The sequence below is a fragment of the Zongyangia hominis genome (assembly GCF_014385095.1).
GTDB lineage: Bacteria > Bacillota > Clostridia > Oscillospirales > Ruminococcaceae > Zongyangia > Zongyangia hominis.
Genome location: NZ_JACRTC010000006.1, coordinates 158056 through 173925, shown reverse-complemented (window position 1 = coordinate 173925; position 15870 = coordinate 158056). Strand labels below are relative to the sequence as shown.

The 15870-nt window shown below is 57.2% G+C and carries 9 protein-coding genes; 1 reads left to right on the top strand and 8 read right to left on the bottom strand.

Translation table 11 applies throughout. The features are described 5' to 3' along the window. Nucleotides 1–8 precede the first annotated feature (8 nt). The 7 genes from trmB to H8709_RS09560 all read right to left on the bottom strand — a co-directional run bounded on the left by trmB (nucleotide 9) and on the right by H8709_RS09560 (nucleotide 9550). Nucleotides 9–689 (bottom strand): tRNA (guanosine(46)-N7)-methyltransferase TrmB, encoded by a 681-nt coding sequence (trmB, locus tag H8709_RS09590; protein ID WP_262398158.1) that lies wholly within the window; start codon nucleotides 687–689, stop codon nucleotides 9–11. Between the two features lie 2 nt (nucleotides 690–691). Then, entirely contained in the window at nucleotides 692–2053 is a 1362-nt protein-coding gene (locus H8709_RS09585) for an MATE family efflux transporter (protein ID WP_316248757.1), read from the bottom strand. 248 nt (nucleotides 2054–2301) lie between these two features. Then, on the bottom strand, nucleotides 2302–3960 hold the full coding sequence (locus H8709_RS09580) for a glutamine--tRNA ligase/YqeY domain fusion protein (protein ID WP_262398157.1): 1659 nt from the start codon (nucleotides 3958–3960) through the stop codon (nucleotides 2302–2304). A gap of 51 nt (nucleotides 3961–4011) precedes the next feature. After that, a complete protein-coding gene (gene gltX, locus H8709_RS09575; protein WP_262398156.1) occupies nucleotides 4012–5676 on the bottom strand; it encodes a glutamate--tRNA ligase in 1665 nt (554 codons plus the stop codon). A gap of 349 nt (nucleotides 5677–6025) precedes the next feature. Next, the gene (locus tag H8709_RS09570) at nucleotides 6026–6418 is read right to left on the bottom strand and encodes a NusG domain II-containing protein (RefSeq protein ID WP_262398155.1); all 393 of its coding nucleotides are present in this window, start codon (nucleotides 6416–6418) and stop codon (nucleotides 6026–6028) included. A gap of 135 nt (nucleotides 6419–6553) precedes the next feature. After that, nucleotides 6554–8335: a Na/Pi cotransporter family protein gene (locus H8709_RS09565; RefSeq protein WP_262398154.1), complete on the bottom strand. Its 1782-nt coding sequence runs from the start codon at nucleotides 8333–8335 to the stop codon at nucleotides 6554–6556. A gap of 240 nt (nucleotides 8336–8575) precedes the next feature. Next, nucleotides 8576–9550, bottom strand: a complete 975-nt coding sequence (locus H8709_RS09560) for a delta-lactam-biosynthetic de-N-acetylase (protein WP_262398153.1) — start codon at nucleotides 9548–9550, stop codon at nucleotides 8576–8578. Between the two features lie 218 nt (nucleotides 9551–9768). On the opposite strand from H8709_RS09560, the gene eno reads away from it, so the two are divergent. Beyond that, a complete protein-coding gene (gene eno, locus H8709_RS09555) occupies nucleotides 9769–11091 on the top strand; it encodes a phosphopyruvate hydratase (protein ID WP_262398152.1) in 1323 nt (440 codons plus the stop codon). A 173-nt stretch (nucleotides 11092–11264) separates the two neighbouring features. Here the strand turns inward: eno and H8709_RS09550 are convergent, their stop codons facing one another. Next, nucleotides 11265–15794, bottom strand: coding sequence for an MBG domain-containing protein (locus H8709_RS09550; RefSeq protein ID WP_262398151.1), 4530 nt, complete (start codon nucleotides 15792–15794; stop codon nucleotides 11265–11267). Nucleotides 15795–15870: the final 76 nt, after the last annotated feature.

The following is a 15870-nucleotide window of genomic DNA, read 5'->3' as shown; positions in this document are numbered from 1 at the left end:
TTTTTTGTTTAGACGGATACTCCGCCGCCGTTGACGGCGATGAGGAATTTAATCTTGACCCCATCTTTAGCAAACATCTCCTCGTGCTCGGTGGGGATGTTTTCGGAGAAGCCGCTCTGGTGCAGATCCCGTGTCAGGTAGCGCAGGGAGAACCCGCAGCTTTCCAGATAGGCAAGGGACGCGTCGAAGAGGACGTCGTCGTCGGTTTTAAACCAAATTTCCCCGCCGGAAGACAAAAACTGCTGATAATTTCGCAGCTGCCGGGTGTGGGTCAGCCGCCGCTTGTGGTGACGCGCTTTCTCGGTCCAGGGGTTGCAGAAGTTGATATAGATGCGTTCCACCCGGTCGTCGGGGGAGAGAATCATGCCGATGCGCTCGATGTCCTGGGACAAAATGCGCACATTGTCGATGGGGAGCCCCCGCTGGGCGTAGGCCTGCTCGATGTTGCGCTTAGTGAGCACCAGCACCTCGCTTTTGATGTCGATGGCGATGAAGTTTACTTCTGGATGCTCCGCCGCCAATTGGGCGATGAATTGCCCTTTGCCGCAGCCCAGTTCCAGCCAGAGAGGCTGACGGCGGGCAAACTGCTCCTGCCAGCGGCCGATGACGGCGGGCTTGTCCTCTTCATCGATACAAAACGGGCAGGCGGCAAGCTCCGGCCGCGCCCAAGGTTTCCGTCGGATTCTCATTCTTAATCAGCACCCCTCGGCAGGTCCTTGATTCTTTTGCGGTAGACATACAGGAAGAGCCCTAGGCTCGCCAGGAAGGAGAAGGCTTCGGCGATGGGGAAGGCCCACCAGACCGCCACCACGGTGCCCACGATCTTGGCAAGCAGGTAGGCGGCGGGCAGAATCAGCACGAGCTGGCGCAGCAGGGAGATGAGCAGGCTGATAAAACCGTTGCCGATGGCCTGGAAGAAGGTGGAGAAGACGATGCCCAGCGCCGCGAAGATGAAGCAGAGGCTGATAATCCGCAGAGCGGGGATACCGATTTCCAATAGCTGGGGCGAGGGGTTAAAGAAGCCGAGGAGCTGGCGGGGCAGCGCCATGAAGATGACGGTGCCCACCGCCATGATGGCCACGGCGATAATGAGGCCGATGCGGGTGGCGTCCATCAGGCGTTTGCGGTTGCGGGCGCCGTAGTTGTAGCCCATGATGGGCATGATGCCGTTATTAAGCCCGAAGACAGGCATAAAGACGAAGGACTGGAGTTTGTAGTAGACCCCTAGCACAGCCACCGCCGTGGAAGAAAAGGTGGCCAGAATACCGTTGAGGAAGACGATCAGCACTGAGCCGATGGCCTGCATGATGATGGAGGGGAAGCCCACCTTGTAGATGTCCGCCACGATGCGGGGCTTAAATTTGAAGTGCTTGAAGCCCACCTTGACCGCGTGATCCTTGCACTGGAGGATATAGGTGCTGTACGCCATAGCGATGATTTGGCCCAGGACGGTGGCGATGGCCGCGCCCTTGACGCCCATGGCGGGAAGGCCCAGCCATCCGAAGATGAAGATGGGGTCCAGGATAATATTCGTGACCGCACCCAGGAGCTGGAAGATCATAGGATAGATCATATTGCCGGTGGCCTGCAAGGTCCGCTCGTTGTTGATTTCCACAAAGACACCGAAGGAGAAGATGGTGACCACATAGGTGTAGTCACAGCCCATCTGGAAGATGGTGGGGTCCTGGGTGAAGGCGTGGAAGAAGGGCTTTGTAAACAGGATGCCGATGAGGGCGAACAGAATCCAGGTGGCCACGCCCAGAATAGCGCCGTGGTTGGCCGCGTCGTTGGCGTCCTCGATCTTCTTTTCCCCCAGGCGGCGGGAAATGAGGGAATTGAGGCCCACGCCGGTGCCCACGCCCATGGCGATCATCAGCATCTGGATGGGGAAGGCCAGCGAAACCGCCGTCAGCGCGTTTTCCCCCACCTGCGCCACGAAGATGCTGTCCACCACGTTATACAGCGACTGTATCAGCATGGAAAACATGGCGGGAAGACTCATTTTGATAATCAGGCCCAGCATGGGCTGGGTTCCCATTTTGTTTTGTTCCAATCAAATACCTCCTTACTCTCTCTCTTTGGCGGACACGAGTTTGTCCACCGCTTCTTTCTCCATTTTTTCTCATCCATTCGGATTTTTCGTGCTCATAGTCACCCATTATAACACAATTAAAATTTTGATACAATCACCAATTTCGACAGGATTGCGGCCTTTTGGACGTCTTCCTTTGGAGGACATCGTCGAATGGGACACAAAAAAAGGACGGTGTTTCACCGTCCTTTTTTGCAGTCTGCGACCGCCTATTTTTTCGCCTTCTGCCAGCTGTCCTTGAGGGTGACAATCTGGTTGTAGGTGTTTTCATTCTTACTGTCCTTGCAGAAATACCCGAGCCGGACAAACTGGAACCGCTCTCCCGCTTTGACGTCGGACATGGACTCCTCCAGCTTGCAGCCGGTGAGAATCTTTTTGGACGCGGGGTTGAGATAATCGTCGTAGGTCTTGTCCTCCGGGATGTCGGACACGTTTTCGATGGTGAAAAGCTTGTCATAGAGGGCCACGTCCGCTTCCACGCAGTGGGAGGCGCTCAACCAGTGGATGGTGCCCTTGATCTTGTGCCCGTCCTCCGGATTGCGGCCGTTGGTGTAGGGATCGTAGGTGCAGCGAAGCTCCACGACCTCCCCGTTTTCGTCCTTGACAAAGTCCTCGCACTTGATGACATAGGAGCCCATCAGCCGCACCTCTCCGCCGGGTTTGAGGCGGAAGTACTTGGGCACCGGGACCTCCATGAAGTCACTTCGCTCGATGAAAAGCTCCCGGGTGAAGGGCACCTTCCGGGTGCCGGCGGAGGCGTCGTTGGGGTTATTGCTCACCTCAAAATACTCCACCTGATCTTCCGGGTAATTGGTGATGGTCACTTTGAGCGGCTCGGTCACTGCGATGCGGCGGGGGGCCGTGAGGTTCAGCTCGTCCCGGATGCAGTGCTCCAACAGCCCGATGTCCACCACGCTGTAATTTTTCGAGACGCCGGCGGTCTTTACAAATTCGAGGATGGAGGTGGGGGTATAGCCCCGCCGCCGCAGTCCGCACAGGGTGGGCATTCTCGGGTCGTCCCAGCCGTCCACTAAGCCCTCGTCCACCAGCTTTTTCAGATAGCGCTTGCTCATGACGGTGTAGGTGACGTTGAGCCGGGCAAATTCGTACTGATGGGGCTTTTTCTCAAAGCCGATGTTGTCCACCACCCAGTCGTAGAGGGGACGGTGATTTTCAAATTCGATGGAGCACAGGGAGTGGGTGATGCCCTCCAAAGCGTCCTGGATGGGATGGGCGAAGTCGTAGAGGGGATAGATGCACCACTTGTCCCCCTGGCGGTGGTGATGGGCCCGGACGATGCGGTAGATGGCCGGGTCCCGCAGATTCATGTTGGGGGAGGCCATGTCAATCCTGGCCCGCAGGGTGCAGGAGCCATCGGGAAATTCCCCGTTCTTCATTCTTTCAAAGAGGGCCAAATTTTCCTCCACCGAGCGGTTGCGGTAGGGGCTTTCCTTGCCCGGCTCGGTCAGGGTACCGCGGTACTGCCGCATTTGCTCGGCGTTTAAGTCGCAGACATAGGCCTTGCCATCTTTGATGAGCTTGACGGCGAACTCATAGCATTGGTCGAAGTAGTCCGAGCCGTAATAGATGCCGCCGTTGGGCTCGGCGCCCAGCCACCGCAGGTCCTCCTCGATGGCCTGGACGTACTCGTCGTCCTCCTTGACGGGGTTGGTGTCGTCGTAGCGCAGATTAAAGAGACCGCCGTATTTTTTGGCGGTGCCCGAGTTAATCCAGATGGCCTTGGCGCTGCCGATGTGGAGATAGCCGTTGGGTTCCGGCGGGAAACGGGTGTGAATCCGCTCCGAGAACCCGTTTTTGATGTCCTCGTCGATAATATCGTGAATAAAATTGGAACCGTACTCTTCCATGTGCCGTCAATTCCTTCCTTTTTTCGTCCCGATTATTTACAATCTGTATATTTATTTCTGTTTTATACGAGAAATGGCATCCTGGAGCCGCTGGGTGACCCGCTCTTTGCCCAAAATCCGCATGACGTCGTACATGTCCGGAGAGTTGGTGCGGCCGGTGACCGCCACGCGCAAAACCATGCTCACATCGCCCACATGGCCTTTAAAGGCGTCGGGGTTTTGTTTGTACTCTTTGGTCTTGGCGGCAAAGCCCAGGGATACGCCCAGATTGGTGATCTTTTCAAACCATGCGTTCTGATCGTCGCTTTCGTCATAGAGGGCGGGATACTGCTCCAGGATGGAGAGGATGTCCGCCTCGGAAAGCTGGGAGGGATACGCGCTGCCCGGCGTGTAGAGCTCGTCGAAGAAGAAGTCCAGATACGCTTTGACCTCGCTCCAAACGGCGATGTCCTTCCGGGGCTTTTTGCCGCCCCGGCCGATCTGGAAGATGGCGGTGGCATAGGCGGGGTCCCGGGTGAGCAGGGCGTGAAGCTCCGGGTCAAATTCTTTGGACCACTGGGCCACCTGCTCGTAGACTTCCCCCGCCGGCAGCAGGGCGATGGTGTTCTTGCTCACGTCCCCCAGCTTGTCCATATCAAAGAGGGCACCGGAGGTGCTCATCTTATTGGTGGTAAACTTAAAGTCTTCCAGCTTCGCGGTGGGATTGGCCAGCCGCCATTCCTCGAAGTTGGAGTTTAAAAGCGTCATCAGGTATTCTTTCACCGAAATGACTGGATAGCCCTGAGCCCGGTAGAAGTCTAGCGCCAGCTCCGGGTCCTTGCGCTTACTGAGCTTGCGTTTGGACGCGCCGTCCATCTTCATCAGCTGCGCGGTGTGGACGTATTTGGGCATCTTGAAGCCCAGCGCCCGGAACAAATCCACATGGATGGGCAGGGTGGCCAGCCACTCCTCGCCCCGGACCACATGGGTGGTATGCATGAGGTGGTCGTCGATGACATGGGCGAAGTGGTAGGTGGGGATGCCGTCGCTCTTTAAGAGCACCACGTCCTGGTCATTGACCGGCATCTCCAGCTCGCCCTTGACCAAATCCTTGAGCTTAAAGCGCTGGATCCCGTCGCCGGACGCCCGGAAGCGAAGGACATATTCTTTCCCATCGGCCAGGTTTTTCTTAATTTCGTCTAACGTCGTGTCCCGATGGACCGCCCACTTGCCGTAGTAACCAAAGTTGGCCTTTTCGGCCTCCTGTTTCTGGCGCATGTCGGCGAGCTCCTCCTCGGTGCAGAAGCAGGGGTAGGCCAGGCCCCGGCGGACCAGGTCTTTGGCATAGGTATGATAAATATGAGCGCGCTGCCGCTGTCGGTAGGGGCCGTAGGCGCCGTTGTCGCCTTCAATGGTGGCGCCCTCGTCAAAGGGAAGGCCAAACTCGTCAAAGACGCGGATGATGGTCTCTACGCCGCCTTCCACCGCCCGCTTTTGGTCGGTGTCCTCAATGCGCAGATAGAAGACGCCGCCGCTTTGATGCGCCAGACGTTCGTCGGTGATGGCACCGAACAGATTGCCCAGGTGCATGAAGCCGGTGGGACTGGGCGCCATCCGGGTGACCTTGGCGCCTTCCGGCAGGTCCCTGGGCGGGTATAGAGCCTCCATCTCCTCCGGCGTCGCGGTGACGTCGGGGAAGAGAAGCTCAGCAAGAGCCAGGTTGTCTTTTTCGCTCATAAGGGATTACCTCCGTCGATCATTTGAGAAGTATCATAAAGAAAAGAATAGCATATTTGCCTGTGAAATTCAATCCGCCGCCTACCGGCGGGGGATGCCGGGTGGGTGCGTGGATAGCGGGAGCGCCGAGGACGCGCAGAGGCCGAATCTCCGTCTTGGTTCCGCCGCCTACCGGCGGGGGACATCGCGCTGGGGTGCAACAAAAACCCAAACGCGGGCAACGCGGCAGTGGCTTAAATAAGACTGGTGTCGTGTCATCCTCGCCGGAGGCGCGCCGCCTGCCGGCGGGGGCATCACGCTGCGGTGCGATACGCGGCGGGAAGTCGGAACAAAAACAGTGGTGCATCCATCAGTTTTTGGGCGCTTCTTTTTGTAGGTAGACTTTCAGCGACGTCTCAAACGGCAGACAGACCGCAGCCTCCCCAGGCTCGGCTACCCAACCGGTGTTTTCACAGATTTTATCGGGACACTGGGCGTCGATGAACCGGATGCGGTCACCCTCCAGGGAGAAGGTGACGGTGTGGCCTTTGGCGTCCATGGAAAACGTCTCTGTTTTGGTGTTTTGAGTCAAATTGATAGACCTTTCCACCCGGCCACTGATGGTAATGACGGCGATGCGGTCGTCCCCGCGCCCGGCCCGTAACCAGAAAAAGAAAGCAGCGCCTAGGGCAATCAAAAGAAGAATGCCGATGGCTACCGCGTCGCCGCGGCGAAATTTTCTGCTCCCCATATTTTCCATCATGGCGCTTGGCCTCCTTTGCGTCGTTTTCCGATCCTTCTTATTGTAAACGATACAGGCAAACTTATCCAGAGGGCAGGGCTCATTTTCGCAAAAAACCGCCGTATTCGATAAGAATACGGCGGCTCAGGGAAGAGGTTAAACCAAATTTTTGACGGTTTCGTAGTATTTGGAGGTGTACTCCCGATATTTCTCCGAATAGACCGCGTTTTGGCCCGAATGCATCAGGCGGATATATTCGTGGCGGTCGAGACCCTTGTGGGTCCCTTCATGTCCCATGACATAGACGGCTACATTGGAACAGTGGTCGGAGATGCGCTCGATGTTGGTCAGCGTCTCTAAGAAGGCGACGCCCGCGTCCACCGTGCACTGGCCCAGCTTCAGCCGGTCGATGTGGCGGAATTTGAGCACGTCGATGATGGCGTCGATGGTCTCCTCCAGTGGCTCGATGTAAGCGGCCTGTTTGAGGTCAGAGTTGCCGAAGCACCCCACCGCCAAGCCGATAATCTCGCTCACCGCCCGGCTGAGAATGGCAAGCTCACTATGGGCTTTGTCGGAGAATTTGACGTCGTTATCGTAGAGGTAATCAGCCTGTTCCATGATGTTGACCGAGTAGTCGCCCACCCGTTCAAACTCGCTCATCACCTGCAAAAGCTCCGAAATTTCCCGGCTTTCCGGCTCGGTCAAATCCTTTTCGGTCAGGCGCAGCAGGTAGTTGTCCAGCCGGTCCTCCATCTTGTCGATGATGTTCTCATTTTCCTTGATGCGCTCGGTAGTCTTGGCGTCATAGGTGCGCAAGAGCTTGGAACATTCGTTAAAGTTGTATTCGGCCAGGTTTGCCATGGAAAGCACCGTCTCCCGCGCCTGGTTGAGGGCAAGGCCCGGAGAGACCAAGAAGCGCTCGTCCAGGTTGTTGGCGATGGCGTCCTGACTGAGTTCCGCCTCGTCCGATTTGATGAGATGATTGGCCAATTTTTCTAAAAGTCCCACAAAGGGGATAAACAAAACAGTGGTCACCACGTTAAAGAGGGTGTGGAAGTTGGCGATCCCCCCCCGGCTGATGACGTCGTCCCAGAAGGGGAAGCCGATGGTGTACTGAATGGCATACGTCACTACGAGGAAGATAGCCGTACCGATGACATTAAAGGCCAGATGGACACAAGCGGAACGTTTGGCGTTCTTATTGGCGCCGATACTGGCGAGGATGGGGGTGATACAGGTACCGATATTTTGGCCCATGATGATGGGGAAGGCCGAAGAAAAGGTGATGAGTCCCGTGGAGCTCAGGGCTTGCAGGATACCGATGGAAGCCGAAGAACTCTGGATGAGAGCCGTGACCAGCGCGCCCACGATGACGCCCAGGATGGGGTTGGAGAGGGCGGCGAAGAGCTCGGCGAACTGAGGCATGTCGCTCAAGGGCCGGACAGCCGCTTCCATGGAGAACATGCCGGTAAAGAGGACGCCGAAGCCCAGCAGAATCTGGCCGATGTCCTTTTGGCGGGACTTCTTGCTGGCCATGAGGAAGATGATACCCACGACGGCCGCAATGGGCGCCAGGGTGGTGGGCTTTAGAAACTGGATGAAGAAGTTGCCGCTATCCAGGTCCGACAGGCGCAGAATCTGAGCGGTGACGGTGGTACCGATGTTGGCGCCCATGATGACGCCGATGGCTTGCTTGAGCTTGAGAATGCCGGCGTTGACCAGACCGACGACGATGACGGTGGTAGCTGAGGAGCTCTGAATGGCTCCGGTGACCAACGCACCGAGCAGGACGCTTTTGATGACATTGCTGGTCATCTTTTCCAGGGTTTTTTCCAGACGGCCGCCGGAAAGGCGTTCCAGGCCGCTTCCCAGGGTGGACATACCGTATAAGAACAGAGCGAGTCCTCCCACCAGGTCCACAATACTAAAAAAATCCATACCTGCCTCCGTTATTATGTTTCTCTATTTCACAGATAGGTCTATTATATCATTTGGATATTGGGCTTGTATAGAGAAAAAATAGAAAAAACACGGGAAAAAGAAATTGTCTTATAAAAATGTCGGAAACGGGGAGGAAAGGTCCGCGGTTCATCCATAAAAAGCCGCGGGCAAAAGCCGGATGGCTTTCTCCCGCGGCGGAAGGGAAAAATGCGGCGTTTGACTGAAGGAAAAAGGAGGTTAAAGAGCAAATTTTGCCACATTATAGCCGCTTTGGCGCATGTGGTCGATGACGTCGCCCAGGATGGCGGTGTTGGTCTTGCTCACGGCGTGGAGCAGATAGATGGCCCCGGGATGCTCGCCTTTGCAGATTTTTTCATAGGCGGAGGCGGTGTCCGGCTGATTGTTGACGTCCCAGTCCTTGTAAGCCCAGGACCAGAAGAGGGTCTTGTAGCCCAAGCTATCGAGAAGTCCCAGCATTTGCTCGCTGAATTCGCCGTAGGGGAAGCGGAAGAGGGTCATGGTATAGCCGAAATTTTCCTTGACGTAGTCGTGGAGTTTAACGATGTCCTCCTGGGCTTTCTCAAGGGAAGTCTCGGGGAAGTGGGGATGGGTGTAGCTGTGGTTGCCCACCACGTGGCCCTCGTCGATCATCCGCTTGACTAAGTCCGCGTTTTTGGAGACATAATCATAGGTGACGAAAAAGACGGCGCTGCATTTTTTCTCCTTGAGGACATCGAGAATCTGGGAGGTATAGCCGTTCTCATAGCCCTCGTCAAAGGTTAAGTAGATATGGTTGCCCTCGTCGGGCGCGATGTAGTAGGCGTTATATTTGCCGTACTTCTCCTGAAACATGATGGAACCGGTGGGTTGATTCTTGTCATTGACCTCCACGCCCTGTCCCCAGCCCTGCGCCTTGGTGGGGAGGTTCGCCAAGCCCGCCAAATCAGACTGAAGGGCAGGAGCCGAAGGCTCCTGCGATTCAGGGGTGCTGGTAATGGCACCGCTGTCTGTACCGTTTCCTGTCGTGGTCCCGGATGTGGTGGGTTCAGATGTTGTGTTTCCGGATGTGGTGGTGGTCGTCGTGGTTGTCGTGATAGGAGCGCTCGAGGAAGAAGAACCGTTGTTCTTATCCTTATTGGTGCATCCGACCATGGCAAAACTCAGAACCAGCGCCAGACACAGGCCTACGGCGATCATTTTTAAAGACTTCATCAAATTTACCTCCAGATAATCCTTAAGTTCCATCTTACGAACTTTTGCCGATTGATGCAAGATGTTAGTTTTTCCGCTGACGTGCGGATTTGCAATCGACGTTACTTATTGTGCCGCTTCGGCAGAAAATTATTTATTAAAAATGCGGTATATATTAACAAAAAAATTGTACACTAAACATAATCTAAGCGTAAAAAGCGCAAATGGGAGGAATACCTATGAAATATTCGACGAGAATTGAAAAGATAAAAGGCCGGGAGATCATCGACTCACGGGGCAACCCCACGGTAGAAGCGGAAGTTACCCTCGCTTGCGGCGCCACCGGGCGGGCCGCCGTCCCCTCGGGAGCGTCCACCGGCATGTTTGAGGCGTACGAGCTGCGGGACGGGGACAGCGCCCGCTTTGGCGGCAAGGGCGTGCGCAAAGCCGTAGAGCATGTAAACGGCGTCATCGCACAGGAGCTGACGGGACGAAACGCCGCCAACCAGATGCAGATCGACCGGCTGCTCTGCGGGCTTGACCCCAGCGAAAACAAATCGAAGATCGGCGCCAACGCTATGCTGGCGGTTTCGCTCGCCTGCGCCAAAGCGGCGGCCAAGGCCTGCGGCCTGCCGCTGTTTCGCTATCTGGGCGGCTGTCACGCCCACGTGCTTCCCGTGCCCATGATGAATATCTTAAACGGCGGCGCCCATGCGGGCAACAACGTGGACATCCAGGAGTTCATGATCATGCCCACCGGCGCCCCCACCTTCCCCGAAGCGGTGCGCTGGGGGTGTGAAATCTTCCACACCCTGGGCAAGATTTTAAAGAGCCGGGGCCTCTCCACGTCGGTGGGCGACGAGGGCGGCTACGCCCCCAACCTGCCCGACGATGAGGACGCCATCAAGGTGATCTTGGAGGCGGTGGAGCAAGCGGGCTTCGTACCGGGGGACGACGTCAAAATCGCCATCGACGCGGCCTCCAGCGAATGGTTCTCCGACGGGGAATACCTGCTACCTAAGAAGCAGACTCGGATGACCACCGACGAGCTGTGCAGCTACTGGAAGGACCTGTGCGCACGCTATCCCATCATCTCCATCGAGGACCCGCTGGCCGAGGACGACTGGGAGGGCTTCCAGAAGATCACCCGGAGCCTGGGCGACAAGGTACAGCTGGTGGGGGACGATCTGTTCGTCACCAATGTCAAGCGTCTGCGCAAGGGCATCGAGCTGGGAGCGGGCAACGCCATTCTGGTGAAGGTCAACCAGATCGGCACCCTCTCCGAGACCATGGCCGCCATCGACATGGCCCACCGGGCCGGCATGACCAGCATCATCTCCCACCGCTCGGGTGAGACCGAGGACAGCACCATCGCGGACCTGGCCGTGGCCGTGGGCGCGGGGCAGATCAAGACCGGCGCCCCCTCCCGCAGCGACCGGGTGGCCAAATATAACCGCCTGCTGCGCATCGCCGACATGATTCCGTCGTCCGGCGTCTACCTGGGGGACGGAGCGTTTACCAATCTGCGTTTGGGGCAGACAAAAGGCACACTGGGCGAATAAAAGCGGGAACGATCCATGATCGCCGCTGCAAAACAAGAGCCGCGTAAGCGGCTCTTGCCCAGAGAGCGCGGCGAAAAGTCCGGGAAAATGATAACGGATAGCAACAAAAAAAGACGTACCGATTTCGGTACGTCTTTTTTCTTTAGAATGGAGAAGCGCGTCCACAAAGGACATTATTTCTGCTTTCTACCGGCAAAGACGGCTGCCGCGCTCACAGCGGCCAGAGCCAGGGCCAGACCCAGGACGCCGTTGTCGCCGGTGTCGGGATTGGTCTTGTCGCCCTTCTTGTCGGGATTAAGAGCCGCGAGAATCTTGTCGATGACGCTGCTGTTGCCGCTGCCGCCGGAGATGATACCGGAGCCGCTGCCGCCGTTTTTCTTGACGATGATGAACTCGGCGGTTAGGTCGGATTCATCGGACAAGGCGTAATTTTTGGCGGCGTCCTCAGAGAGGGCGGCGGTGACGGTGTAGGTGCCCGCTTTGGTGGGCGCGTCGGCGGAAACATTGCCCTTCGCGTCGGTATAGGTCAGGGTCAGCGCCACGCCGGAGGGATTGCTGATGCTGGATGCAGGATAGGGGATGGGGCTGCCGATGTAGTCGACCTTGGTATCGCCGAGGGTCACGGTGACCGGCGCTTTCTCGATGATGTAGGTGGCGCTCAGGACCGAGGCCTCATCGAGGATAAAGTCGTCTTCGGCTCCCTCAGAGAGAGCGGCGGTGACGGTGTAGGTGCCCGCCTCAGTGGGAGGAGTCACGCTGTTGTAGCCGTCGGCGCTTGTGTAGGTGAGTGTCAGGGGCGCCGCCGCGGGGTTGGAAATCTTCTCGGTCGGGAACGCCTGCTCCGCACCGTTATAGCTGGCGGAAGCGTCGGACAAGTCAACCTTGGCTGTGGTTCTGCCGTCCACGATGGCGAAGGTGGCGCTCAGTTTGGATGCGGCGTCGAGCTGATAGTGAGCGGCGGACGCGTCGTCCAGAGCGGCGGAGACGGTGTAGACGCCCACCTCGGTGGGAGCGGTGATGGAGCTATTGCCCACTTCGTTCGTATAGGTCAGAGTGAGGACCACATGGTCGGGATTGGAAATTTTATCGGCCGGGAAAGCGATTTCGCTTCCGGTGGCCGTAGCGCTGGCATCGGAAAGGTCCACTTTGGTGACGATCTTATTGATGGTCAGGGTGGCATCCACGTCGGAGCTTGCAGCCAGCTCATAGTGATCGGTGTCGTCCAAGGTAGCGGTGACGGTATAGAGGCCGGGCTCGGTGGGAGCGGTGGTGCTGTTATAGCCGCCGGCGCTTGTGTAGGTCAGGGTGTAGGGGGTGCTGTTGGGGGTGACGGAAATCTTGTCGGCGGGAAGAGGCTGCGGGTTGCCGTCATAGGTGACTTCCGTGTTGGTGAGCGTGACTTCGGCGCTGATTTTGCCGATGGTCAAGGTGGCGTCCAGATCGGAGTCGGCCGCCAACTGGTAATGATCGGTGTCGTCTAAGGTAGCGGTGACGGTGTAGACACCGGGCTCGGTGGGAGCGGTGGTGCTGTTATAGCCGCCGGCGCTTGTGTAGGTCAGGGTGTAGGGGGTGCTGTTGGGGGTGACGGAAATCTTGTCGGCGGGAAGGGACTGGGAATTGCCGTCATAGGAAACCTGCGCGTCGGTCAGAGTGATTTTTACGCTGACTTTTTCGATAGTATAGGTGGCGGAGAGCACCGACGCGGGATCGAGCGCGTAGCCGTTGGCGGCATCGGCGGTCAGCGCCAGGGTGACGGTATAGGTGCCAGGCTCTGTGGGGTCGTTGGTGCTGTCATAGGTGTCGTTTTTGTAGGTGAGGGTGTAACCCACGCCGGCGGGGATATCCACGCCGTTAAACGCGATGGGAGTACCCACATAGGTGACTGTGTCATCGGTCAGGTTGGCGGTGACGACGGTCTTGCCGTCCTCGATCTTGTTGGATACCGCGTCGACGGGGGTGCCCCCCGCGGTCAGGAGATACTGTCCCGCGGAGCGGGGAGTGGTGTCCTTAGCGATGGCGAAGCCGTCGGTGTCGGTGACAACAATCTTTCCAGTGACGATGGGAAGGGTGTTGCCGCTATCGATCACGCCGTAGGTTTTGGCATTGACCACAGCGCCGGTGCCTACGGTGAGCTGGCTGCTCTGGGCACCCAGCTTGATGGCGGGCTCGGTGGCGCTGGTCGTGCTCACGGTGGCGTTCTCGATGCGCAGGGAGGAGTTGGAAGCTAAGTCGATTGCCGTGCCGGTGGAGGACAAGGTGCCGCCGCTCACCTTCACATTGCTGTTGTCGATCACAATGCTGCCGGTGAGGGTGTGGCCCGCCAGGTCCAGCGTGATGTTTTTTCCGGTAATGGTGAGAGGGGCGCTCAGGGTCAGGTCGGTGGTGAGAGCGACGGTGTCCCCCTCAGACGCGTTGGCGATGGAATCGAGGAAGGTGTCCAGCGCCGCTTCCCCGGCGGTTTTGACGCTGCTGAGGAAGTAGTCGGAGCAGTGGTTGATGGAGAAGGTGAACTTCCCGTTTGCCACGGTGACATTCTGCTGGAACTCCACCTTGCCGGCGGAGGCGTTGTAATAATAGAGATAATAGGTGCCGTCGGGATAGACGGCGGTGTCCACGTCCACTGTGACGCCGACCGTCTGGGGCAGGACGCCGCTGTGGGCGAAGGAAAGCATCATGAGCTTCGCGTTTTCCGGCATCAGCGCGGCCACCGCATCCGCGTTTGCGGAGGTGGTGCTCATGGTATAATCGATGCCCGAGGCAATGTCCTCATAGGTCAGGCCCTCAATGGTGTAGGAGAGCTGATTCTTGGCGGAATCCTTGCCCGCCACGCCGGTGATGGAGAGGGGATCCTGCTTGGCCGCGTCGGCGGGGGAGAAGGTCTCGGTGGCGGAAGTCAGGGTTTTGGCCGTGGGGTCCCAGTTAAAGTTATAGTTTTTGCTGTAAGTGCGCACAGTGACTACCGCGCTGGTGACAGCGCCGTCGGAACCGTGCTGATATTCGACGGAAATGGGGGTCATGGTGATGATTTCGTCCTTATAGACCGCCTTGCCGTCGGCCATGATGCTCAAAGTCTCGCCGGCAGCGTTGTGATAGAGGTTGGCAAAGGCGGAAAAATCGGCGGAGGGTGCGGAGAACTTGTCGAGCGCAACGCGGGCGTTGTACTGATAGCTCTTGCCGCTCAGGTCGGCTACGGTGTGGACTGCCACGGAGGGGCCGTCCCACTCGCTGGAAGCCTTGGCCACCTCGGCTACCGGAACAGAGCACTCCCAATTTCCATTCAGGCTCACCACATGGGTAAAGTCATTTTCCTGGTAGGAGAACACCAGATGGTCCACATATTTCTTACTTTCCGCCGGGACCTCCGCGCGGAAATAGAGGGTTTCCTTGGTGGTGTCGATGCTAAGGGTGGATTTTGCATACCCGCCGGCATAGTTAAACTGCTCCGGGGTGAAGACCTGGGGATCGGAGAAATCGGCGTTATAGGAGAAGCGAAGGGTCAGCGGAATCCGCACATAATCGGGCGCGACGTCTCCCGCCGCCTTGACGCTGCTGAGGAAGTAATCAGAGCAGTGGTCGAGGGAGAAGACAAACTGGCCGCCGGAGACCTGGACGCTCTTTTGCAGCTCGGGCGTGCCGGTGGATTCGTTATAATAATAGAGATAATAGGCGCCGTCCGGATAGACGGTGGAATCCACCGCCATGGTGACGGTCGCAGTGGCGGGGAGGGCCCCGTCGTGGGAGAAGGACATGATCATCAGCTTGGCGTCCGCGGGCATGGCGGACTTGATGGCGGACTTATTGCTGGAATAGCTGCTGATATTTAGCGAGTTGAGGGTGGAAAGCTGATTGTAATTGAGGCCCTCGATGGTGTAGCCCAGCGTCGCACCGGCGCTGTCCCGGCCCATGGAGCCGTTGATGACCACGGGGGAAGATTTGTCGGCGCCGGCGTTGAGGGTGAAGACCTCAGAGGAGCCGTCGGGGCCGGTCAGGGTGTGAGCGACGGTATCCCAGTCAAAGAGGTAATTTTTGCTGTAAGTGTAGACTTTGACCTTGGAGCTTGCCACACTGCCGTCGGCGTTATAGGATATTTCGGTACTCACGGCCGAAGCAGCCGCGGCCTCGTCTTTGTACTGCGCCCGGCCGTTTTCAAAGATCATCAATTTTTCGCCGGCCGCGTTTTCATAGATGCCGGAGAGGTTGGAGAAATCGGTGTTGGGCTGGGCGAAGCTGCTGAAGTTAATGAGCCCGATAAACTCGATAGGCTTATCCGTCCCCACTACATTGGTGGTGACGGTGTAGTAAATACCTTCGTATTCGCTGATGGCCTTGGCCAAATTCGCAACGGGGAAGGTGACTTTGTAGCTGCCGCCGTCCTGGGTGGCAGCCACGATATGGGTGTTGTAGTTTTCCTGGTAGTTAAACTCCACCTTGGTCACTTGATCGCCGTACTCAGGAAATTCCAGCGTCAGGTAGAGATTTTCTTTTGTCGTATCCAAGGTGATGGTGGCGTCGTCATAGTCACCATAGTTGTTATAGTAATTATGTCCAGTGGGTTCCAGCACGGTGGGGTTGGAGCCGTCGCTTTCATAGGACAGGCTCAGCTTCACTGGAACAACGGAACCACCCGTTTCCAGCGCGATAGCAGGGGTGATGGCTGTGATACACAGCATCACGGCGAGCAATAAAGCCAGCAGTTTTTTCATCGTGTTACTTCCTTCCATATGAGTCACATTCTTGCAGACCCTTTTACATATAAGTATATTACTGTGACCAAATAAG